Annotated in this window: 17 protein-coding genes; 5 read left to right on the top strand and 12 right to left on the bottom strand. The window is 73.0% G+C overall.

Annotated features, from left to right (window positions below; all coding sequences use genetic code 11):
- Positions 1 to 2: 2 nt before the first annotated feature.
- Positions 3 to 2,225 carry a CDP-glycerol glycerophosphotransferase family protein gene (locus tag ACIQMX_RS07350; RefSeq protein ID WP_402475685.1) on the bottom strand — a complete coding sequence of 741 codons (2,223 nt, stop codon included), beginning with the start codon at positions 2,223 to 2,225 and terminating at the stop codon, positions 3 to 5.
- Between the two features lie 290 nt (positions 2,226 to 2,515).
- On the opposite strand from ACIQMX_RS07350, the gene ACIQMX_RS07345 reads away from it, so the two are divergent.
- Complete coding sequence (locus ACIQMX_RS07345; protein WP_363074647.1) at positions 2,516 to 4,024, top strand: hypothetical protein; 1,509 nt, start codon at positions 2,516 to 2,518, stop codon at positions 4,022 to 4,024.
- 21 nt (positions 4,025 to 4,045) lie between these two features.
- Here the strand turns inward: ACIQMX_RS07345 and ACIQMX_RS07340 are convergent, their stop codons facing one another.
- Positions 4,046 to 5,086, bottom strand: coding sequence for an MBL fold metallo-hydrolase (locus ACIQMX_RS07340; protein ID WP_363074649.1), 1,041 nt, complete (start codon positions 5,084 to 5,086; stop codon positions 4,046 to 4,048).
- Between the two features lie 268 nt (positions 5,087 to 5,354).
- Here ACIQMX_RS07340 and ACIQMX_RS07335 point away from each other — a divergent pair, with 268 nt between their 5' ends.
- Both ACIQMX_RS07335 and ACIQMX_RS07330 read left to right on the top strand, forming a co-directional pair.
- Positions 5,355 to 6,818 carry an aldehyde dehydrogenase gene (locus tag ACIQMX_RS07335; RefSeq protein ID WP_363074651.1) on the top strand — a complete coding sequence of 488 codons (1,464 nt, stop codon included), beginning with the start codon at positions 5,355 to 5,357 and terminating at the stop codon, positions 6,816 to 6,818.
- Positions 6,818 to 7,051, top strand: a complete 234-nt coding sequence (locus tag ACIQMX_RS07330) for a ferredoxin (protein WP_363074653.1) — start codon at positions 6,818 to 6,820, stop codon at positions 7,049 to 7,051. Before ACIQMX_RS07335 ends, ACIQMX_RS07330 begins: the two co-directional genes overlap by 1 nt.
- Positions 7,052 to 7,090: 39 nt before the next feature.
- Here the strand turns inward: ACIQMX_RS07330 and ACIQMX_RS07325 are convergent, their stop codons facing one another.
- The 3 genes from ACIQMX_RS07325 to ACIQMX_RS07315 all read right to left on the bottom strand — a co-directional run bounded on the left by ACIQMX_RS07325 (position 7,091) and on the right by ACIQMX_RS07315 (position 10,714).
- The gene (locus ACIQMX_RS07325) at positions 7,091 to 7,816 is read right to left on the bottom strand and encodes a transporter substrate-binding domain-containing protein (protein ID WP_402475681.1); all 726 of its coding nucleotides are present in this window, start codon (positions 7,814 to 7,816) and stop codon (positions 7,091 to 7,093) included.
- A 68-nt stretch (positions 7,817 to 7,884) separates the two neighbouring features.
- The gene (locus ACIQMX_RS07320; RefSeq protein WP_402475679.1) at positions 7,885 to 9,864 is read right to left on the bottom strand and encodes a helix-turn-helix domain-containing protein; all 1,980 of its coding nucleotides are present in this window, start codon (positions 9,862 to 9,864) and stop codon (positions 7,885 to 7,887) included.
- Between the two features lie 31 nt (positions 9,865 to 9,895).
- Positions 9,896 to 10,714, bottom strand: a complete 819-nt coding sequence (locus ACIQMX_RS07315; RefSeq protein ID WP_363074659.1) for a 3-hydroxybutyrate dehydrogenase — start codon at positions 10,712 to 10,714, stop codon at positions 9,896 to 9,898.
- Between the two features lie 259 nt (positions 10,715 to 10,973).
- Between ACIQMX_RS07315 and ACIQMX_RS07310 the strand changes: the two genes are divergently transcribed.
- Complete coding sequence (locus ACIQMX_RS07310) at positions 10,974 to 12,452, top strand: PHB depolymerase family esterase (RefSeq protein ID WP_402475677.1); 1,479 nt, start codon at positions 10,974 to 10,976, stop codon at positions 12,450 to 12,452.
- Between the two features lie 43 nt (positions 12,453 to 12,495).
- On the opposite strand, the gene ACIQMX_RS07305 is transcribed toward ACIQMX_RS07310, so the two are convergent.
- From ACIQMX_RS07305 to ACIQMX_RS07275, 7 genes are all read right to left on the bottom strand, one after another.
- Positions 12,496 to 13,380: an alpha/beta fold hydrolase gene (locus ACIQMX_RS07305; RefSeq protein ID WP_402475675.1), complete on the bottom strand. Its 885-nt coding sequence runs from the start codon at positions 13,378 to 13,380 to the stop codon at positions 12,496 to 12,498.
- Positions 13,377 to 14,486, bottom strand: coding sequence for a branched-chain amino acid ABC transporter permease (locus ACIQMX_RS07300; protein WP_402475674.1), 1,110 nt, complete (start codon positions 14,484 to 14,486; stop codon positions 13,377 to 13,379). Before ACIQMX_RS07300 ends, ACIQMX_RS07305 begins: the two co-directional genes overlap by 4 nt.
- Entirely contained in the window at positions 14,483 to 15,370 is an 888-nt protein-coding gene (locus ACIQMX_RS07295; protein WP_402475672.1) for a branched-chain amino acid ABC transporter permease, read from the bottom strand. The genes ACIQMX_RS07300 and ACIQMX_RS07295 overlap by 4 nt, the downstream gene beginning before the upstream one ends.
- On the bottom strand, positions 15,370 to 16,116 hold the full coding sequence (locus tag ACIQMX_RS07290) for an ABC transporter ATP-binding protein (RefSeq protein WP_402475670.1): 747 nt from the start codon (positions 16,114 to 16,116) through the stop codon (positions 15,370 to 15,372). The genes ACIQMX_RS07295 and ACIQMX_RS07290 overlap by 1 nt, the downstream gene beginning before the upstream one ends.
- The gene (locus ACIQMX_RS07285) at positions 16,113 to 16,907 is read right to left on the bottom strand and encodes an ABC transporter ATP-binding protein (protein WP_363074671.1); all 795 of its coding nucleotides are present in this window, start codon (positions 16,905 to 16,907) and stop codon (positions 16,113 to 16,115) included. The genes ACIQMX_RS07290 and ACIQMX_RS07285 overlap by 4 nt, the downstream gene beginning before the upstream one ends.
- 3 nt (positions 16,908 to 16,910) lie before the next feature.
- Positions 16,911 to 18,167, bottom strand: coding sequence for a substrate-binding domain-containing protein (locus ACIQMX_RS07280; protein ID WP_402475668.1), 1,257 nt, complete (start codon positions 18,165 to 18,167; stop codon positions 16,911 to 16,913).
- Positions 18,168 to 18,303: 136 nt separating this feature from the next.
- Positions 18,304 to 18,915 (bottom strand): TetR family transcriptional regulator, encoded by a 612-nt coding sequence (locus tag ACIQMX_RS07275; protein ID WP_363074675.1) that lies wholly within the window; start codon positions 18,913 to 18,915, stop codon positions 18,304 to 18,306.
- Between the two features lie 258 nt (positions 18,916 to 19,173).
- On the opposite strand from ACIQMX_RS07275, the gene ACIQMX_RS07270 reads away from it, so the two are divergent.
- On the top strand, positions 19,174 to 20,514 hold the full coding sequence (locus ACIQMX_RS07270) for a glycosyltransferase family 4 protein (RefSeq protein ID WP_402475667.1): 1,341 nt from the start codon (positions 19,174 to 19,176) through the stop codon (positions 20,512 to 20,514).
- Positions 20,515 to 20,541 lie beyond the last annotated feature (27 nt).

Below are 20,541 nucleotides of genomic sequence, written 5' to 3'. Positions count from 1 at the left end.
TGTCAGCCCCGGGACGGCTTGGGCGCCGGCGTCCGGCGCGCCTGCGGGACGATGGCCGGGGCGGGTTCCTCGCCGAGGAAGAAGCGGCGTACGACGCGCTCGGCGGCGTGCCCGTCGTCGTACGGGCAGAAGCGCTCACGGAAGGCGCTGCGCAGCGCGGTGGCCTCCGCGCCCGACCAACGGCCGCTGCGGAACGCGTCGATGAGCTCGTCCTCCGTGGACACGACGGTTCCGGGGGTGTCGCCCGGCCGGCCGGAGACGAGGTCGAACGTGAAACCGCGGACCGCGTCGTAGACCTTCCGGTCGGAGTCGTCGATGACGATCGGGCGGTCGAGGCCGGCGTAGTCGAAGATCAGGGACGAGTGGTCCGCGATGAGCGCGTCCGCCGCCAGGCAGAGGTCCTCGACGGACGGGTGGCCGGACACGTCGATGACGGCGCCCTGTGCCGCGAGGTCGCTCAGCCGCTGGTCCGGCCGGTCGAGGCGGTGGGCGCGGACGAGCAGGACGAAGTCGTCGCCCAGGGCCTCGGAGACCCGCGCCAGGTCGAACGTGGGGGTCCATTCCCGGTGGTGTTCGCGGTGGGCCGGCGCGTACAGCAGAGCGGTCCGGCCCGGAGCGACGCCCAGCCGGTCGCGGATGGCGGCGACGTCCTCGGCGGACGAGGTGAAGAAGCGGTCGTTGCGGGGGTAGCCCACATCGAGCGACTCGAACGTGCCGGGGTACACCCGCTCCCACTGCTCGGTGGAGTGCCGGTTGGAGGAGACGCTGAGGTCCCAGCGGTTCACCTGCTCCAGCAGACGGCCGAAGTCCATGCCCTGGGCGGCGGCGGGATACGCCTGCCGGTCCATGCCCATGCGCTTGAGCGGGGTGCCGTGGTGCGTCTGCAGAAAGACCTGGCCCGGGCGCTTGGCGATCTCGTCCGGGAAGTCGGCGTTGCTCACGAAGTACGTGGCGCGAGCCGTCACCTCCGCGTAGCGGCGCGAGCCGGGCACGACGTGGTCGATGCCGGCGGGCACCTGGCCGGCGAGTTCCTGGCGGACCACCCAGACGCCGCGCACGTGCGGTGCCAGTTCCCTGGCCTTCTCGAAGACCGCGGCCGGGTTGCACGACGGCAGCAGGTTCTCGTACGAGGTGTAGACGGCGAGGTTCGGATCCAGCGGGCGCCGGCGCTGGAACGTGGACAGGCTCGTGGCCGCGTGCCTGCCGACCCGGCTGGTGGCCCCGAGGACCTTCCTCGGCCCGGCCCGCTTGACCCGGGCGGCGAACTCCGTCGCCTGGTAGGCGCGGAAGGACCGCTTGGCCAGGGCGCGCATGTGCACCCCCATCGTTCCGCCGGGCAGCGTGAAGCCGGTGGGGATGTGCGCGGCGTAGAAGTCCGCGGTGCGGCCGAAGTAGTCCTTGCGGTCGGCGGGCCTGACGCGCTCGGAGCGCTTGAGCGAGAACAGCATGTGGTGGATGGCGCGCTCGAACAGCATCGGCTTGGACCAGGCCAGTTCGGGGCGTGCGTCGAGGAAGGCGAACAAGCCCTCGTACTGCTCGAAGATGTCGAAGTGCTTGCGGCCCGGCGTCTTCGTGATCGCGCCGTGGCGGCGCTGGCGGTATTCGACACCGACCCTGTTCAGGCAGCCGATGCGCTCGGCCGTGACCATCGCCATCTGGGTGACCGGCGCGTCCTCGTACAGACCGGGCGCGTACTGGAAGCCCTGCTCCAGGAAGAACGCGCGGCGGAAGGCCTTGTTCCAGGCCACCAGGAAGAGATGGACGTACTCGGGCCGGTCCTGGAGGCGGAAGACGTCCGTGCCCGCCCGCTCGAACAGCTCCGTGGACTGGCTCGGGCCGCCCCTGCCGTGCCAGAAGGTGCGGATGTGGTCGAAGACGAGGATGTCCAGGTCCCCGACCTCGTCGAGCCGGGTGGCCAGCGCCTGCAGCAGGCCGGGGGTGTAGCTGTCGTCACTGTCGAGGAAGAGGACGTAGTCGCCCGTCGCGCGCTGGAGTCCGGCGTTGCGCGCGCGGCCCAGCCCCACGTTCTGGGGCAGGTGGACGGCCTGGACGCGCGCGTCGCGGGCGGCGTACTCGTCGATGATCTCGCCGCAGGAGTCCGGTGAGCAGTCGTCGACGGCGATCACCTCGATGTCCCGGAACGACTGCCCGAGGACGGAGTCCAGGCACTCGTGGAGGTATCCCTGGACCTTGAACACGGGGATCACAACACTGAAACGAGGCATGAGCGGAGCTCCAGATGACGTACAGGTTATCGGGGTCGAACACGAAGACTACCGACCCCGGCGAAGCCTCCGTACGCGCGCTCTCCCCGTCGCCCGGAGCGGGCCGGGGCGAGCGGAGCGTGGTGTTCCGGGTGCGCCGGTGGCGCGTGCGGGTGACTAATCATTCCGGTTTGTCCTGGGAGTCCGGTACCTATAGATTCCCGCCGTGCCGTCCCTTTGGCAGGTGCCTTCCGGCTCGCAGCCCGGCGACGACGCGACCCGTCATCACCGACTGGGAGGGCCCTGCCCGCATGTCCGGAACTGATCGCCGGTGGACCGTCGTGCTGCGCGGAGCCTGGCAGGACGGCACGCTGTGGCCCTGGTGCCTGGCCGCCGTCGCGGCGGCCTGCGGCTACGGCGTGGCGACCGTCTTCCATCCCGGCTACCTCAGCGCGGACAGCAACACCCAGCTGTGGCAGGCGCTGGGCGACGAGCCGGTGAACGACTGGCACCCGCCGGTGATGGCCCTCGCGTGGCGGATCCTCATCGGGATCACCGGCGACTTCTCGGCCATGGCCGCCGTCCAGACCGCCGTGCTGTGGGGCACGCTGTGGGTCCTCGCCCGGCTGGTGTGGAAGGCGACCGGCAGCCGCGGGCTCTCCCTGGCGGTGCTGGCCGTCGGCTTCGCGCCGCACATCATGAACCTCACCGGCGTGGTGTGGAAGGACGTGCACCTGGCGTACGCGCTTCTGGCCGTCTTCGCGATCGCGCTCACCGTGCGCGAGCTGCCCCGGGACCGGGTGAGGACCCGCTGGGCCCTGCTGGTGCTGGGCGTGCTGTTTCTCACGTACGCCGCCCTCGTGCGCAAGAACGGCATCCCCGCCGCCATTCCGGTCTTCGCGCTGCTGGTCCTCGCCGCATGGCCGGCCCCGGGCCGCCGCCGCTGGCTGGCCGCCACCGGTGTCTTCGTCGCGGTCGTGACGGCCGGCAGCCTCGCCGTGAACGCGGCCACCGACCCGCTGGCCACCCGCGTGTACGCGGTGATCCCGGTGGACGACCTCATCCACGTCCTCACACCGGACCAGGTCCGCGCCGCCGCCGAACGGGCCGGCGCGGACGCGGACCTGCGCGATCGCCTGGTCACCGCCGCGACCACCTGCCAGAAGCGCGGCATCACCTCCGACGGCTACCTGCAGTGCTTCCCGCAGAGCCGGCCCTTCGACGTGACGTATCTGGACCGGCGCGCCGACGTCGTCGTGCGGATGTGGACGCAGCAGATGCCGAAGCACTGGAAGGGCTACGCGGAGTACCGGACCCGGGTCTTCAGCAAGCTGCTCTTCCGGAGCAACCAGATCTTCTGGAACGGCACCCGGGTCAACGCGGGCGCCGAGCTGCACCCCGAGGTGCGCAGGCAGCCGCTGAACGACACGCTGCGATTCGCCTTGCAGAACTACGTGACCGGGGCCGCCCGCGACCTGCCGATGCTCTTCCAGGGCTGGTTCTGGCTGGCCGTCTCGCTGGTGCTCGTGCTGCGCCGCCGGTGGGCCGGCCCGCACGCCAGGGAGCTGCGGCTTCTCGGGGCCAGTTCCCTCCTGTACATCCTTGCCTACCTGCCGACGGCTCCCGAGTCCAACTACCGTTACGTGTACTGGCCCGCGCTCGCCGGGACGGTCGCGCTCGTCCTCCTCGCGACCGCCTTCGCGGCACGCCGCCGCGAGGCCGCCGGTGATCCCGGGGCCCGTCCCGCCGTGCTTCCGGCCGGCCGGTCCCCGCACACCGCCCCGGCGGGCCCGCGCGAGGACGCCGGCGCCGTCGGATGACTCCGGCGCCGCCGTGCCGGCTCACACCGCCACGTACGTCACCGGATCGCTCCCCGCGAGTGCCTCGGCGCGGCCCAGCTTCACCAGCCGGCGCAGGTGCGACTCGGCCTCCGAGACGGCGATGTTCCGCGATCCGTAGGGGATCTGCTCCCAGGGCCGGTTCCACTCCATCCGCTCGGCCAGCTGCCACGGTGTGAGCGGTTCGGCGAGCAGGGCGAGGAGGCCGGTCAGGCGCTCCTCGTGGTGCTCCAGGAGTTCTCGCACGCGGCCTGCCGCGTCCGCGAAGGCGTACTGGTGGGCGGGGAGGACCTCGGCGACACCGAGGCGGCCGATGCGTTCCAGGGAGTCGAGGTAGTCGCCCAGCGGGTCGGTGGCCGTCGCGTCGTCCGGGTCCTCGTAGAGGCCGACGTGCGGGCTGATGCCGGGGAGCAGGTGGTCGCCGGAGAAGAGGCGGCCGCGGCCGGGGAGGTTGGCCGGGTGGTCCTCCTCCAGGTGCAGGCAGACGTGGCCCGGGGTGTGGCCCGGAGTCCAGATCGCCCGCAGGGTGCGGCCCGCCAGGTCGAGGAGTTCGCCCGGCACGATCTCGCGGTCCGGGATCGCCGCCCGCAGTCCGGGCAGGGTGCGCATGCGGCCGCCCTTCTCGCGGGCGGCCAGCAGCGGGGCGATGTGGTCCTCGGGCGCGCCGACCGTCGCCAGCTTCGTCGCCAGGTAGGCCAGCCAGGTGCCCGGTTCCGACGCGCGGGTGCGGCGGACGATCGCCGTGTCGGCGGCGTGCATCGCGATCCAGGCCCCGGACGCCTCGCGGACCTGGCCGGAGAGGCCGTGGTGGTCGGGGTGGTGGTGCGTGATGACCACGCCGTGGATGTCGGCGATGCCGACGCCCACGGTGGCGAGCCCGGCCGTCAGGGTGTCCCATGCCTCCGGGTCGTCCCAGCCCGTGTCGATCAGGACCGGGCCGCGGTCCGTGTCGAGCAGATGGACCAGCGTGTGGCCCAACGGGTTGTCCGGAATGGGGACCTTGATGCTGTGGACGCCTCCACCGTGGTTGATCACCTGCGTCATGAACTCCCCATCTCTCCGCGGTCTCGGCGGCGTGCGGGGTACGGCCACGACGCGTCGGATCCACTGTAACGAGAACTTGTTCCAGTGGTAGCCCCGGTCGACCATCCATGCCGGTTCCGGCGCCGGGAGGGGTTCGGTCACGGACCCGGCCGGCGTTGTCCCGGCCGTGGACTCCTGGAACTGGAACTGGTATCAGTTCTGACACAGGGTCAGATGCAGAATCGGTCAGTCGGGCGGGTCACGTGCCGCGTCGCGGGAGGCAGCAGCCATGAGCGAGCTTGTCGAACACGGAAAACTGTTCATCGGCGGGGAGTTGGTGGATCCGCTCGGACGGGATGTCATCGAGGTCATCTCCCCGCACACCGAGCAGGTCATCGGCCGCGTGCCGCATGCCGCCGAGGGGGACGTGGACCGGGCCGTCGCCGCCGCCCGGCAGGCGTTCGACCACGGGCCCTGGCCGCGGATGCCGCTGGACGAGCGCATCGCCGTCGTCACGCGGATCAAGGACGCGTTCGCCGTGCGGTACGAGGAGATCGCCCGGGTCATCAGCTCGGAGAACGGCACCCCGTACACCTCCAGCGTCATGGTGCAGGCCCTCGCCGCGATGATGGTCTGGGACGCGGCGATCACCGTCGCCCGCGCCTTCCCGTACGAGGAACGCCGGGACGGGGCGCTCGGCCCGCTGCTCGTGCGGCGGGAGCCGGTCGGGGTCGTCGCGGCCGTCGTGCCGTGGAACGTGCCCCAGTTCACCGCCGCCGCCAAGCTCGCGCCCGCGCTGCTCGCCGGATGCTCGGCCGTCCTCAAGGTCTCGCCCGAATCGCCGCTCGACGCCTACATCCTGGCGGAGATCGTCGCCGAGGCCGGGCTGCCCGAGGGCGTGCTGTCGATCCTGCCCGCCGACCGTGAGGTCAGCGAATACCTCGTCGGGCACCCGGGCGTCGACAAGGTCTCCTTCACCGGATCCGTCGCCGCCGGCCGGCGCGTCATGGAGGTCGCTTCGCGCAACCTCACCCGCGTCACCCTGGAACTGGGCGGGAAGTCGGCCGCCGTGATCCTCCCCGACGCCGACCTGAACGCCGCCGTCGCCGGCATCGTGCCCTTCGCCTGGATGATCAACGGCCAGGCCTGTGTGGCCCAGACCCGCATCCTCGTACCGCGTTCCCGGTACGAGGAGACCGCCGAGGCCTTCGCCGCCGCCGCCGGCGCGCTGAAGGTCGGCGACCCTCTCGACCCCACCACCGAACTGGGCCCGCTCGTCGCGCAGCGCCAGCAGCAGCGCTCCCTCGACTACATCCGGATCGGGCAGGAGGAGGGCGCGAAGGTCCTGACCGGGGGCGGCCGTCCGGCGTCGCAGGAGCGCGGCTGGTACGTCGAGCCGACCCTCTTCGGCGACGTCGACAACTCCATGCGCGTCGCCCGCGAGGAGATCTTCGGACCGGTCATCTGCCTGCTGCCGTACGGCGACGAGGACGAGGCCGTGAAGATCGCCAACGACTCCGAGTACGGCCTCAGCGGCAGCGTCTGGACCGCCGACACCGAGCGCGGCATCGACATCGCCCGCCGGGTCAGGACCGGCACGTACAGCGTGAACACCTTCAGCCTCGACATGCTCGGCCCGTTCGGCGGCTACAAGAACTCCGGCGTGGGCCGGGAGTTCGGGCCCGAGGGATACGGGGAGTACTTCGAGCACAAGATGATCCACCTGCCCGCCGGGTACGGGAGCGAGGCCTGATGGGGGACCGGTGGAGCGTCGAGGTCGACCGGGGCGTCTGCATCGGGTCGGGGATGTGCGTGAACCACGCCCCGGACGGGTTCCGGCTGGACACCGCCCGGCAGTCGCATCCCGTCGATCCGGAGACCGACGCCAACGAACGGGTCCTGGCCGCCGCCGAGGGCTGCCCGGTCGAGGCCATCACGGTCGCGCTGGCCGACTCGGGCGAGGTGGTGTTCCCGCCGGAGGAGTGAGGGGGCCGGGGGCGGCGCCGACGGCCCGGGGCCGCCCCCTCACGCGGGTGGGGCCACCAGGGCGTCCGGGCGCTGCGAGCGGCGCATCGCCTCCGCCACGAAGCCCGTGGCCTTCAGCTCCTCGACCACGTCCCGCAGGAAGGCCACCGCCTCCGGCGTCCGGCTCCGGGTCGTTCCCACCGCCTGCCGGATCTCCATGAACCGGTCCTCGATCAGCCGTACCCCGTCCGGATCGGCCGCGGCGAACTCCGTCATCGGCTGCCGGATGCCGGCCGCGGCCTCCAGGCCCTGCTCGCGGAAGACGTCGACGCCCTCCGCGCCGCGCACCACCGTCGCGTGCCGGAGGGTGCGGGTCAGGAACAGGTCGTACGCGGAGCCCTGCTTCACCCCGATCCGGACGCCCTCCCGGTCGACGTCCGCGACGGAGGCGAGGGGCGAGCCGGACGGTACGGCGTAGACGCCCTCGATCAGTACGTAGGGCGCGGTGAAGGCGACCTCGGCCTCCCGGGCCGGGTCGATCGCAAGGAAGCAGATATCGGCCCGGCCGGTGGCCATCGCCTCGTACGACTTGCGGGCCGCGTCGAAGCAGAGGAGTTCCACCGGGACGTCCAGACGCGCGCCGATCTCCCGAGCGAGGTCGACCGTGACCCCGGCCGGATCGGCGGGTGTGCCCTGGGCGAGGACCGGGTTCCCGAGGTTGACCGAGGCCCTCAGCACACCGGTCGGTGCCAGGTCCCCGGTGACGGCAGCAGTCGCGATCTTCATGGCGCGGAGTGTAGGACATCCGCCGCGCGGGACGGATGTCCTTTCCTCGCCGCCGCGACGGGCGGCGCTCAGCGGGTGCCGGTGGGCCGGGTGCCCGACAGCAGGTGCAGCCGCAGGGCGAGTTGCAGCTCCAGCGCCCGGTCCGGCTCGTTCCAGTCCCGGCCCAGCAGCACCTGGATCCGGTCCAGGCGCTGCACCACCGTGTTCACATGCACGTGCAGCTCGTCCTTGGCCCGGATCAGGCTGCCGCCCGCGGCGAAGTACGCGCCCAGCGTCCGCACCAGATGCGTGCCGCGCTGCGCGTCGTACTCCAGCAGCGGCCCCAGCGCCGCCGTCACGAAGCCGTCGACGTCCTGGGCGTTGCCCAGGACCACGCCCAGGAAGCCGAGTTCCTCCACGCACGCACCCTCGCCCGCACGCCCCAGCACCCGCATCGCCCGCAGGCACCGCGCCGCCTCGCCGTATGCCGCCGCCAGCTCCCGGGGACCCCGGGCCGGGCCGGCGGCGGCCACGGTGACCGGGGACTGGGCGAGCTGGCCCAGCTGGGCCGCCGCCGAACGGGCCGCGCGCCCCGCGTCCGCGCCGTCCTTCTCGATCAACAGCACGACCGCGCCCCCGTGTTCGGCGCTTACCCCGTGGATGTCCCCGCCGAACAGGTAGCGCAGGGCAGCCGGGGCCAGCCGCTCCCGCGCCCCGGTCTCCGCCACCAGCAGCAGATGCGGGCGGTCCAGGTCGATGCCCAGGCGGCGTCCGCGCTCGGCCAGCCCCGCCGGATCGCGGCCGGTGTCCGTCAGGAGGTCGGCGATCAGCTCGCCGCGGATCCGGTTCTCCGTCTCGGCCACCGTGCGCCGCAGCAGCAGGAGCAGCCCCGTGACCACCGCCGAGCGTTCGAACAGCCGGCGGTCGGAGTCGTCCAGGGCCCGCCCGCGGTGCAGCACGAGCCCGGCCAGCAGCTCCTGCCCGGCGAGCACCGCGCAGACCACCCGCCCGTCGCGGTACACGGCACGCGCCCCCGTACGGGACTCCTCTGCCGCCTCCGCCAGCCACCCGGCGTCCATGCTGTCGGCGGCGAAGCCGCTGCCGTCCGGGCGCACCGCGGCCAGCGGGCGGCCGCCCGGGTCGTGAATGGTCAGCGGGGAGTCGAGCAGTCCGGCGACGGCCGCCGCGACGTCCTTGACGTCCCTGCCGCGCAGGACCAGGTCCGTCAGCCGGTCGTGCGACTCCTCGGCCCGCCGCATGGCCGCCGAGTGCGCCCGTACGGAGGCGTTGGCCTCGGCCAGCTCCGCGTTCGCCTCCGCCAGCTCGGCCAGGGCCGCGGTGGTGTCGGCCAGAGCGCGGGCGGTGTCGATGGCGATGGCGGCGTGCGCGGCCAGCGAACAGAGCAGCGCCACCTCGTCGGGGCTGAAGACCCGGGGCGCCCGGTCGGCCGCGAAGAGGACGCCGATCACCTTTCCCGTACCGCCCCGGCTGGAGCCGAGCAGCAGCGGCACGCCCAGGATGGCGACCAGGCCCTCGTCCAGGACGCCGGCGTTGATGTTGCGGGTGTGGTGGAAGCGTTCGTCGGCCGGGTAGTCCGGTGTCGCGTACGGGCTCGCGGTCTGCGCCACCAGGCCGCCGAGCCCCTCGCCGAGCTCCAGGCGCAACCGCTGGAAGAGGACCGACACCGACCCGTCGGTCACCCGCATGTAGGTGTCGCCCGCCTCCTCGTCCGGCAGCGTCAGATAGGCCGTGTCCGTGCCCAGCAGCATCCTGGCCCGCCGCACGATCGCCTTCAGCACGTCGTCCAGATCACGGGAGGCCGCCAGGTCGCCCGCCGTGTCGAACAGCGCGGTCAGCTGGAGCTCGCGGCGCCGGTGCTGCCGCAGGGCGCCCCTGATCCGCAGCGCGGTGGCCGTGGCCCGCTCCACCTCGGCGAGCTCCTCGGCGGGCACACCGTCCCCCCGCGCCTGCGAGGAGACGGCCCCCAGCGCCTCGGCGGGCGCGTCGTCGGCCAGCAGGTCGAACAGGCGCCTGAGGTGGGGCGCGGCGGAGGGGAGCGGTTCAGGCATGGCGTCCAGCGTTCGTAGGAGGGCGGTCGGGTCAGTTGGCGGTCCAGCCGCCGTCCATGGAGAGCGAGGTGCCCGTGATGTGCCCGGTGCGGGGCCCGCACAGCCACAGGACCGCCTCGGCGACGTCCGCCGGCTCGATCAGCCGCTTGATCGCGCTGCGCTCCAGCATCACCCGCCGCACCACGTCCGCCTCCGAGATGCCGTGTGTCCGGGCCTGGTCGGCGATCTGGTTCTCGACCAGGGGAGTGCGTACGTAGCCGGGGCTGACGCAGTTGCTCGTCACCCCGTACTCCGCCGCTTCGAGCGCGACCACCTTGCTCAGCCCCTCCAACGCGTGCTTGGCCGTCACATAGGCCGACTTGTAGGGACTCGCGCGCAGTCCGTGCACCGAGGAGATGTTGACCACGCGCCCCCAGCCGCGTTCGTACATGCCCGGCAGGGTCCGGCGCAAGATGCGGAACGGGGTCTCCACCATCACGCGCTGGATCAGCGCGAACCGGTCCGGCGGGAACTCGTGGACGGGCGCGACGTGCTGGATGCCCGCGTTGTTGACCACCACGTCCGCATCGGCCGGCAGCGTGTCGACGACCGCCGGGTCGGACAGGTCCACCACCCAGGCCGTCCCGCCGATCTCCTCCGCCAGGCTCTTCGCCGCCTCCCCGGACCTGTCCACGACGTGTACGTGCGCACCCGCCGCCGCGAGCGCCTGCGCACAGGCCCGCCCGATGCCGCTCGCCGCGCCGGTGACCAGCGCGGTGCGCCCGGCCAGCAGCGGTTCTGCGGGTGCCTGCGGTGATCCGCCGGAGGAAGGGGCGGCGGGCTCGTGATCCGGTCTGCGGGAAGTCTCCATGGCCGTCACCGTAGGTACGCGGCGGCCCGTGTCACATGGCGCCGGTGCACACACCCTCCCGCCCCGGCATGGTGGCGGCGTACGTGGTGCCCCGTGGTGCGGGGACGCCGTGCCGCCCTGCCCCCGGACCGCGCAACGGCCCGGCCGCACACACCCGGTACGCGCCGGTGTCCGCCTGCCACATGGGCGCGGCCGCCCCCGGCTCGTAGGTTCCGGCAGCAACCACATCCCCCCGCACGTACCGACCAGGGAGGCACCCGTGCGCCCACCGATCCTGAGACGCCTGTTCCGCCGCGTCGCGTCCACGGCCGTCCTCGGCCTGCTCGCGGCGACCCTGAGCACCACCGCGGCCGCGACCCCGGCCGCAGCCGCGGCGGGCGGCCTCCAGCAGGTCACCGCCTTCGGCTCCAACCCCGGCAACCTGCAGATGTACGCCTACACACCCGCCGGACTCCCGGCCGGAGCGCCGCTGGTCGTCGCCCTGCACGGCTGCACGCAGACGGCCTCCGCGTACTACGCCAACTCCGGCTGGCCGGAGTTCGCCGACGCATGGGGCTTCTCCGTGGTCTTCCCGCAGACCACGTCCGCGAACAACGCGCTGTCCTGCTTCAACTGGTTCGACCCGGCCGATGACACCCGGGGCAGGGGCGAGGCCGCGTCCGTCGTGCAGATGGTCGAGTACGCGAAGCAGACCTACGGATCGGACGGCCGGAGGGTGTACGTCACCGGCCTCTCGGCGGGCGGCGGCATGACCGCGGACCTGCTGGCCGCCTATCCGGACGTGTTCGCGGGCGGCTCCGTGGCCTCGGGGCTGCCCGCCCAGTGCGCGACGAGCCAGGCGGCCGCGTCCGGCTGCCAGACGGGCCCGCAGAAGCTCAGCCCCGCCCAGTGGGGCGACAAGGTCCGGGCCGCCTACCCCGGTTACTCCGGCCCCTGGCCCCGCGTGGCGATCTGGCAGGGCACCTCGGACTACACGGTCTACCCGGCGAACGCCACGGCCCTGCGCGACCAGTGGACGGACGTCTGGGGCATCGGCCAGACCCCCTCGTCCACCGACACCCTGCCCGGGAACACCACCCGCAGTGTCTACGACGACGCCTCCGGGAACCCGGCCGTGGAGACGTACACCCTCTCCGGCATGGGCCACGGCCTGCCCGTCAGCCCCGGCTCGGGCGAGCGGAACTGCGGGACGACTGCCGCGTACTTCCTGAACACGATCTGCTCGACGTACTACACGGGCGTCTTCTGGGGCCTGGACGGCGGCACCCCCGGCGGTGGCGGCGGCCAGTTGCCCGCTCCCGCGGGCGTCACGGTCACCGGCACCACGGACACCACCGCCTCCCTGTCCTGGAAGGCGGTCGAGGGCGCCGCCTCGTACACCGTCCACCGCAACGGCACGAAGATCGCCTCGCCCACCGCCACCACGTACACGGACACCGGCCTCACCGCGGGGACCGCCTACCGCTACACCGTGACGGCGATCGACGCGGAGGGCGCGGCCGGTACCGCCTCGGCCCAGGTGACGGCGACCACCACCGGCGGCAGCGCACCGGCGCAGTGCTACACCGCCACCAACTACGCGCACGTGGCGGCGGGCAGGGCCCACACCACCGGCGGGTACGTGTACGCCAACGGCTCGGACCAGAACATGGGCCTGTACAACGTCTTCGTCACCCACACCCTGAAGGAGTCACCGGCCGGCCACTTCGTGATCGCGGACAGCGGCTGCGCGAGCTGACCGGAGGGCCGGCCCGGCAGCGCCTGCCGGGCCGGCCCTCGTCTCAGGCGCGTGCGTACGCCACCAGCCGGTCGGCGATCTCCCGCCCGCCCCGCTCGCCCGTCAGCACCGTGTAGTGGTTCACGTCCTTCACCTGCACCGGCTCCACCCGGGTCCCGCCCAGGTCCGCCGCCGCGAGCCGGCTCTCGTCGTAGAGCCCCTGCTCCTCGTCCATCAAGCCGCGCGCCGCCCACAGCAGGGTCGCCCCGACGGGCAGCTTCCGTACCGCCGTGAGTACCTCCTCGTCGAACAGGCCGACGCCGTCCGTGCGGATCGCCTCGATCCGGCAGGACGAGCGCAGGACGGGCTCCTCGCCCGTCAGGTCGCGCTGGATGTAGGCGTCCACCTCGTCCGACCACGCGCCCGCGAACGCCGGATGCGCCTGCCAGAACGCGCGGTAGGCGGCCCGGTCCGTGAAGGTCATCGAAAGCCGGTCCATCGCCGGGCCGATCACCGCCGTCAGCAGCTCGTCGGGCGTCAGGTGCGTCGGCGCGGGGAAGCCGATACCGCCGTCGACGAGGAGCAGCGGGCCGAAGCGGTCCGGGTGCCGCACCGCGGCCAGGGCCGCCACGAACGCCCCCATCGAGTGGCCGGCCAGCACCACCCGGTCCAGGCCCAGCGCCTCGGTCAGGGCGGCCACGTCGTCCGTGTGCGCGGCGATGCCGTACGGGCCCGGCAGGCCCGAACTCCCCGCCCTGCCCCGCAGATCCGGAGCGACCAGCGTGACGCGGCCGGCCAGCTGCCGGGCCACGGCGCCCCAGGAGAGCGCGTTGGCGGTGATGCCGTGCAGCGCCACCACGGTCGGCGCCTGCGGATCGGTGGCCGGCCAGCGCAGCGCCGCCAACGCGCCCCCGCTCACCGGTACGTTGATTTCCTCGTACGCGATCACTGGTCTCCGGTCTCCTTCCGGTACGCGACGGCCCTCAGCCTGGACGGCAGCCGGGCCAGGCCGCCAGGCAGCAGATGTACCACGGCCACGAACAGCACGCCCAGCAGGAACAGCGGCTGGGAGAGCGGGACGCGCAGGACCGCGGGCAGGTCGGCGACCGCGCCCGAACCGGCCAGATCGCCGAGCCGGTGGTCCGCCCAGGTGTAGAGGATCCCGCCGACCATCGGACCCCAGCGGGTGCCCGAACCGCCCAGCACCACCATCACCAGCAGCGACAGGGTGAAGTCGGACGTGGTGGTCTGGGGGGTGGAGCCGCCGGTCAGGAGCAGATGCACGATGCCGCCGAGCGCGGCGAGCGCGCCCGCGACGACGAAGGCGGTCAGCTTGAATCCGTACGGTCTCAGGCCCAGCACCTCCACCCGGCGCTCGTTCTCCCTGATGCCCTCCCAGACGCGCCCGGTGGGGGAGCGGACCGCCCAGGCGACGACGGACAGGGTCAGGACGAGGTAGGCCAGGGCGATCCAGTAGAGGTTCGCGGTGTGGTCGATGCCGACGAGCCAGGACGGCAGCAGACCGGCCGGGGCCGCCCGGCCCTCCTCGCCGCCGGTGACGCCGCCGGGGTTGCGGGACACCAGGATCGAGCCCGCCTGGGCGAAGGCCAGGGTCACCATGGAGAAGCCGATCCCGGTGACGCGCAGGCTCACCGACCCCAGGACCAGGGCCAGCGCGATCCCGAAGAGCAGACCGAGGACCGCGGCGAGCGCGAAGGGCAGACCCGCCTCCAGCAGGAACATGTTGGTGGCGTAACTGCCCGAGGCGAAGTACAGCGCATGGCCGAACGAGAGCAGTCCGGTGCGCCCGAGCAGCAGGTCGTAGCCCGTGGCCAGGGCGCCGAACAGCAGGCAGGTGGCGAGGAGTTGGAGGCTTCCCGCGCTGCCGAGCGGGCCGTCCAGCAGTCCCGGTACCGGCACGGCGCTGAACGGCGCGACGATCAGGACCAGCAGGACGGCGGCCGGCCACCAGCGCAGCAGCCGGGGTGCGCCGGCCGTCCGCACGGGGGCAGCCGGGTTCTCGGTGCGGTCGGGTGTCTTGATGGCGGTGCTCACGCGAGCCTCCCCGTCAGTCCGCGCGGGCGGATCAGCAGCAGCGCGGCGAGCAGGGCGACGACCGCCAGATCGCCGAGGCCCGCGGCGGTGTAGTAGTTGGCGAACTGCTGGACCAGGCCGATGACGACGGACGCCACGGCGGCGCCGGTCACCGAGCCCATCCCGCCGGTGACCACGACGACGAACGCGAAGATCAGCAGCGACGTGCCCTGGCGGGGGTCGACCGAACCGAAGTACAGCCCGCCGAGCGCCCCGCCGAGCGCGGCGGCCGCGCCGCCGATCGCGAAGACGAGCGTGAACGCCTTGCGGACGTCGATGCCGAGCGCGGTGACCATGGCCCGGTCCTCGACGCCCGCCCGTACGACCAGGCCGTGCCGGGTCCGGCCCAGGAAGAGCCGCAGCGCGACCAGGACCACGACGGCAGCGGCGATCAGGACGAGGCGGTTGACCGGGACCTGTGCGCCCAGCAGCGCGAAGGTGCCGGACAGGGACTCGGGCCCGGGGAAGGTCCGGGCGTCCGAGCCCCAGATGCCCGACAGCAGCGCCGGGACGGCGAGCCCCACCCCGACCGTGGCGAGCACCTGCTCGCGCGGCCGGGTGTAGAGCGGTCGGACGACGGCGAGTTCCAGGAGCACGGCGGCCGCGGTGCCCACCGCCGTACCGAACAGGACCGCGAGGACGAAACCGGCGCCGCCGGGACCCGCGCCGGGCAGGTTCCCGGACGCCGCCCACCAGGTGCCGTACGCGCCGATGGACAGCAGCGCCCCGTGGGCGAAGTTGAGGACGTCCATCAGGCCGAAGATCAGGGAGAGTCCGGACGCGATGAGGAAGTAGAGGGCTCCCAGACCGAGTCCGGTCATGGTGAGCAGGACGAGGGTGGACATCAGGAATCCGCCTCCGCGGTCCGGGGGGTCAGCGGTCCGTGGCCCACGCCGAGCAGCCTGCGGGCCGCCTCCGCGTCGCCGAGCAGTTCGGCCGCCGGGCCCCGGTGGGCGGTCCGGCCGTCGGCCAGCACCACGCAGTGGGCGGCGAGCCGGCGCACGACGGCGAGGTTCTGCTCCACGAGCAGCACCGGCACCGCCTCGGCGGCCCGCTCCAGCACCTGCGCGACCTCGGTGACCACCTTCGGCGCGAGGCCCTTGGTCGGTTCGTCCGCGATGATCAGCCGGTTGGCGTTGAGCAGGGTGCGGCCGATCGCGACCATCTGCTGCTGGCCGCCGGACAGTGTCCCGGCCAACTGCCGTGCCCGCTGCTTCAGTTCGGGGAAGAGTTCATGGACCAGCGGGTAGGCGGGCTCGCCCGCACCGCGCCGTTCCGCCAGCCGCAGGTTCTCCGCGACGGTCAGTCCGGCGAAGATGCCCCGGTCCTCGGGCGCGTAGCCGATCCCGCGCCGGACCAGCGCGTGCGTCGGCAGCGCCACGGTCTCCTCACCGTCGAGGCGGACACTCCCGCTGCGCGGGACGAGGCCGAGGATGCCCCGTACGGTCGTGGTCTTCCCGGCCCCGTTGCGGCCGAGCAGCGCGGTCACGCCGTGGCCGGCGACGTCCAGGCCGACGCCGTGCAGGATGTGGCGGCCGCCGATCAGGACGCGCAGGTCCGCCACGGCGAGCAGGGGTTGCTCCGTCTTCACAGCCCCTCCCCGAGGTAGGCCTGCTGCACGGTCGGATCGGCGGTCACGGCCTCGGGGGTGTCCAGGGCGAGGAGGCGGCCGTGGTGCATCACGGCGAGGCGGTCCGCGAGGCCCAGCAGGACGTCCATGTGGTGCTCGACCATGAGGACCGTGCGGCCCTCCTCCCGGTGCAGGGTGCGGATCAGTTCGGTCAGCGCCGGGACCTCCTCGGCGCTCACTCCGGCCATCGGCTCGTCGAGCAGCATCAGCCGGGGCTCGCCCACCAGCAGCACGGCGAGCTCCAGCTTCCGCTTCTCGCCGTGCGACAGTTCGGCGGCCGTGGCCCGGGCCCGGTGGCCGAGGCCGGTGCGCTCCAGGACTCCCGCGACGTCGGCGGTGAACGGGTCGGCGCGGCGCCAGAGGCGGTACGAGCCGCCCCGGGCGGCCTGCGCGGCCAGCCGGACGTGGTCGGCGACGCTCATCGCGGGCCAGAGGCTGGAGGTCTGGAACGTCCGGCCGATGCCGCGCCGGGCGCGGAGGTGCGCGGGCCGGTCCGTGATGTCCGCGCCGTCCAGCGCGATCGTGCCGGCGGTGGGCAGGGTCACTCCGCTGATCAGGTTGAACAGGGATGTCTTGCCTGCCCCGTTGGGGCCGATGAAGGCGAGGAACTCGCCCTCACGGACGCTCAGGGTGATGTCCTGGACGATGGTCGCGCCGCCGACGCTCCAGCCGACGGTGTCCAGCCGGAGCACGGGGTCCGCCAGGCCCGCCGGGCCGCCGTCCCGGCGCCCGGGGGTGTGGGGTGCGGTCACGGTTCAGCCCGCCGAGGGCTTCGCGGGCGGCGCCACGGCGTCCATCGCCTCGGTGTCCAGCAGTTCCGGCTTCAGGGCGGCGCCCTTGCCGGACAGCCGGGCCACGAACATCGGCTGGAGCAGGGCGTGGTCCTCGGCCCGGACCTGCTGCCTGCCCTTGGCCCCGTCGAAGGTCCAGCCCTCCAGGGCCTTCACCATCGCGTCCGGGTCGGTGGCGCTGCCCTCGGCGACGGCGTGCACGATCATCTGGGCGGCGGTGAAGCCGTCCGGGGTGAACAGGTCGGGCGTGCCGCCGGCCTTCGTGACCGCGTCGAGCATCGCCTTCTCCACGGCGTTGCCGCCGCCGGCACCCGGGAAGTAGTGCGCCAGGAACGACACCTTGGCCCCGGCCGCCCCGAAGACCGGGTACGAGGCGGTCCCGGCGAGCCCGGTGACGACCTTGCCCGCGCCCAGCACACCCTGCTGGTCCAGCGCGGTCCACAGCGCCGGGGCGGTCGAACCGGCCCAGGCGACGAAGACCAGGTCGGGCCCGCCCGCCTTGACCTGCCGGGCGAACGGTGTCAGGTCCGTCGCGCTGGGCGGCGCCAGCACGGAGCCGACCTTCGCACCCTTCGCGCCGAGCACCGCCTTCACGGCGGCCACGTTGGCCTGGCCGAACGTGGAGTCCTGCGCGAGGACCGTGACCTTCTTGTCCCGGGCGTCGCCGAGCATCGCGCCCGCCGTCAGGATGTCCTGGTAGGACTGGCGGCCCGAGCGGAAGGTGTAGTCGTTGATGCCGGTCACCGCGTCGGTGGCCGCCGGGCCGCTGACGTACAGCACCTTGTTCTGCGCGGCGAGCGGCGCCATCTGGAGGGCGACGCCGGAGTCGGTGGTGCCGGCCAGCACCTTGTAGCCCTTGCCGATCAGGTTCTTCGCGGCGGAGACGGCCTTGCCGGGGTCGCCCGCGTCATCCTGCTCGGTGACCTCGATGCGGTGGCCGGCGACCTTGCCGGTGCCCTGCGTCGCGTAGTCCAGGCCCGCCATGAAGCCGTCGCGGTACTGCTTGCCGTAGTCCGCGAGCAGTCCGGTCCGGGAGTAGACCAAACCGACCTTCACGGGCGCGTCGGCGGACTTCCCGGACCCGTCGGAGCCGGAGTCGCCCGCCGTTCCGGCGGCGGTGCAGCCGGTCAGCAGCAGACCGGCGGCGGCCAGGACGGCGACGGCACGGATGTCGGTGAGGGATCTGCGGGATCTGCTGGCTCGGCTGGTTCTGCGACGCATGGTGACCGGCTCCTCGGCGTGTTCCTGTGATGTCGCCGAACCGTATGAAGACCGTGCCGCCGTCGATATGGTGCAGGGAACCCCACCTGACCCGGGAGGCGTGTGGGCGCCGCACATGGGCAGGGTCCGGATCGAGTCAGGGAGCCGGGTCCGGTGCCGTCAGGTCGATCAGCCGGCAGACCGTCTCGATGTCTATCTTCACCTGCGCGATCGACGCCCGGCCGGACAGCCAGGTGATCAGCGCGGAGTGCCAGGTGTGCTCGATGACCCGGACGGCCGAGAGCTGTTCGGGCGTCGGGTGCTCCAGCCCCATCGCGTCCAGGATGATCGCCGTCGTGAGCCGCGAGACGGTGTCCACCTCGGGGCTCACACTGCGGTCGGCGAAGGTCAGCGCCCGCACCATCGCGTCCGCCAGATGCGGTTCGCGCTGCATCGCGCGGAAGGCCCGCATCAGGGTGTCGGCGACCCGCTCCGCAGCGTCGGCCCCGGCCGGGGGCCGTTTGCGGAGCGTGCCGTGCATGTGCTGGAGCTGGTCCTGCATGGTGGCGACCAGCAGATGGACCTTGGACGGGAAGTAGCGGTACAGGGTGCCCAGGGCCACCCCCGCGGCCTCCGCCACCTCGCGCATCTGGACGGCCTCGAACCCGCCCCTGCTGGCGAGCTGGGCGCTGGCGTGCAGGATGCGGCGGCGGCGGGCCTCCTGGCGTTCCGTCAGGGGCGGCGATGCCGGTCTGGCTTCCGCTGTCATGTGTCCCATCCCGAGGCTTCTGTCCGCGGCCGCGAGGCTGCGGCGGCCGGTCCGGCGGCGCACAGCATGCCAGGGTGTGTGCCGTGGCGCGAATCACCTGATCCGGCCGTTGCACCGTTGCTACCTGCCGGTAGATTCGTAGCCCATTGAACGATGCAGTCCGACGCCGCCCTCCATCTGCCGGTCGGTCTGTAACTTGTTCTAGATTAGCGCGAGCGGATACGCTCCGGCGGACACGCAGTGAGAAGGGGGCCGAGTGTGACCGCTGAGGCCATAGAGTCGGGCCCCCGTGCGGGCGTCGCTACGTCGGACACAGGCGCCGCCCCGGCTGACGACCGGCCCCTGCGCATCGCGCTCCTCACGTACAAGGGCAACCCCTACTGCGGCGGCCAGGGCGTCTACGTACGCCACCTCGCCCGGGAGCTCGCCCGCCTCGGCCACAGCGTCGAGGTGATCGGCGCCCAGCCCTACCCCGTGCTCGACGAGGGCGTCCCGCTCACCGAGCTGCCGAGCCTGGACCTCTACCGGCAGCCCGACCCGTTCCGCACCCCGAAGCGCGGCGAGTACCGGGACTGGATCGACGCCGCGGAGGTCGCCACCATGTGGACCGGCGGATTCCCCGAACCGCTCACCTTCAGCCTGCGTGCCCGACGCCATCTCGCGGCCCGGAGCGGCGAGTTCGACGTCATCCACGACAACCAGACGCTCGGCTACGGGCTCCTCGGCGACCTCGGCGCCCCGCTCGTCACCACGATCCACCACCCCATCACCGTCGACCGGCAGCTCGACCTGGACGCCGCCCCGACTCGCCGCCGCCGCGCCTCCGTACGCCGCTGGTACGCCTTCACCCGCATGCAGAAGCGGGTCGCGCGCAGGCTGCCGTCCGTGCTCACCGTCTCCGGCTCCTCCAAGCAGGAGATCGTCGACCACCTCGGTGTGGACCCGCGCCGCGTCCGCGTCGTGCACATCGGCGCCGACACCGACCTGTGGTCGCCCGACGCGTCCGTCGCCGAGGTCCCCGGCCGGATCGTCACCACCTCCAGCGCCGACGTACCGCTCAAGGGCCTCGTCCACCTCGTCGAGGCGCTGGCCAAGCTCCGTACCGACAACCCCGCCGCGCACCTGGTCGTCGTCGGCCGCCGCGCCGAGGACGGCCCGGTCGCCCAGGCCATCGAACGGCACGGGCTCGGGGACGCCGTCGAGTTCGTCAAGGGCATCAGCGACACCGAACTCGTGGACCTGGTGCGAGGCGCCCAGATCGCCTGCGTCCCCTCGCTGTACGAGGGGTTCTCGCTGCCCGCCGCCGAGGCCATGGCCACCGGCACCCCGCTCGTCGCCACCACCGGCGGCGCGATCCCCGAGGTTGCGGGCCCGGACGGCGAAACCTGTCTGGCGGTCCCGCCCGCCGATCCCGGCGCCCTGGCCGACGCGCTCGGCCGTCTGCTCGGCGACCCGGAGCTGCGCACCAGGCTCGGGGCGGCCGGGCGCGCACGGGTCCTCGCCCGGTTCACCTGGAAGCAGGCGGCCATCGGCACCGCCGCGCTCTACCGGGAGGCGATCGCGGCCCGTGCCGCCACCGGCCCCGGCGGCCGACGGTGACGGCGCTCCCCACCCGCATCCTTCCTC

Source organism: Streptomyces sp. NPDC091416 (genome assembly GCF_044756845.1).
Classification (GTDB): Bacteria; Actinomycetota; Actinomycetes; order Streptomycetales; family Streptomycetaceae; genus Streptomyces.
Note: the sequence above shows the minus strand (reverse complement) of the source record. Positions and strands in the feature narration are given on the sequence as shown.

Excerpts from the sequence above, each read along its gene's own strand:
- ACIQMX_RS07275 (WP_363074675.1), bottom strand. The coding sequence starts at position 18,915 with ATGACAGCGGAAGCCAGACCGGCATCGCCGCCCCTGACGGAACGCCAG.
- ACIQMX_RS07335 (WP_363074651.1), top strand. The coding sequence starts at position 5,355 with ATGAGCGAGCTTGTCGAACACGGAAAACTGTTCATCGGCGGGGAGTTG.
- ACIQMX_RS07350 (WP_402475685.1), bottom strand. The coding sequence starts at position 2,225 with ATGCCTCGTTTCAGTGTTGTGATCCCCGTGTTCAAGGTCCAGGGATAC.
- ACIQMX_RS07280 (WP_402475668.1), bottom strand. The coding sequence starts at position 18,167 with ATGCGTCGCAGAACCAGCCGAGCCAGCAGATCCCGCAGATCCCTCACC.
- ACIQMX_RS07340 (WP_363074649.1), bottom strand. The coding sequence starts at position 5,086 with ATGACGCAGGTGATCAACCACGGTGGAGGCGTCCACAGCATCAAGGTC.
- ACIQMX_RS07295 (WP_402475672.1), bottom strand. The coding sequence starts at position 15,370 with ATGTCCACCCTCGTCCTGCTCACCATGACCGGACTCGGTCTGGGAGCC.
- ACIQMX_RS07320 (WP_402475679.1), bottom strand. The coding sequence starts at position 9,864 with ATGCCTGAACCGCTCCCCTCCGCCGCGCCCCACCTCAGGCGCCTGTTC.
- ACIQMX_RS07325 (WP_402475681.1), bottom strand. The coding sequence starts at position 7,816 with ATGAAGATCGCGACTGCTGCCGTCACCGGGGACCTGGCACCGACCGGT.
- ACIQMX_RS07345 (WP_363074647.1), top strand. The coding sequence starts at position 2,516 with ATGTCCGGAACTGATCGCCGGTGGACCGTCGTGCTGCGCGGAGCCTGG.
- ACIQMX_RS07330 (WP_363074653.1), top strand. The coding sequence starts at position 6,818 with ATGGGGGACCGGTGGAGCGTCGAGGTCGACCGGGGCGTCTGCATCGGG.
- ACIQMX_RS07315 (WP_363074659.1), bottom strand. The coding sequence starts at position 10,714 with ATGGAGACTTCCCGCAGACCGGATCACGAGCCCGCCGCCCCTTCCTCC.